Below are 554 nucleotides of genomic sequence, written 5' to 3'. Positions count from 1 at the left end.
GAGGTCACCGCCGACGGCAGCGGCAACTGGACCTACACCCCGTCCACGCCGATCGCCAACGGCACCGTGGTCAACGTGGTGGCCCAGGACGCCGCCGGCAATAGCAGCCCGGGCGCCAGCGTCACCGTGGACTCGCAGGCCCCGGCGGCTCCGGTGGTCAACCCGAGCAACGGCACTACGCTCAGCGGCACCGCCGAGCCGGGCGCTACCGTGACCCTGACCGACGGCAACGGCAACCCGATTGGCCAGGTCACCGCCGACGGCAGCGGCAACTGGAGCTTCACACCGGGCACGCCGCTGGCCAACGGCACCGTGGTCAACGCCACGGCCAGCGACCCGACCGGCAATACCAGCGCTCCGGCCAGCACCACCGTGGACTCGGTGGCGCCGGCCGCGCCGGTGGTCAATCCGAGCAACGGCGCGGAGATCAGCGGCACCGCCGAACCGGGCGCCACCGTGACCCTGACCGATGGCAGCGGCAATCCGATCGGGCAGGTCACCGCCGACGGCAGCGGCAACTGGAGCTTCACCCCGTCCACGCCGCTGGCGGATGG

At 72.6% G+C, this 554-nt stretch carries 1 protein-coding gene; it reads left to right on the top strand.

The window, feature by feature from the left end; translation table 11 throughout:
- A partial coding sequence (locus ACTJJX_RS35070) for an Ig-like domain-containing protein (RefSeq protein ID WP_440782066.1) occupies positions 1-554 on the top strand: 554 nt, incomplete at both ends.

The sequence above is a fragment of the Pseudomonas sp. 22490 genome (genome assembly GCF_052044465.1).
GTDB classification, from domain to species: Bacteria; Pseudomonadota; Gammaproteobacteria; order Pseudomonadales; family Pseudomonadaceae; genus Pseudomonas; species Pseudomonas aeruginosa.
Note: the sequence above shows the minus strand (reverse complement) of the source record. Positions and strands in the feature narration are given on the sequence as shown.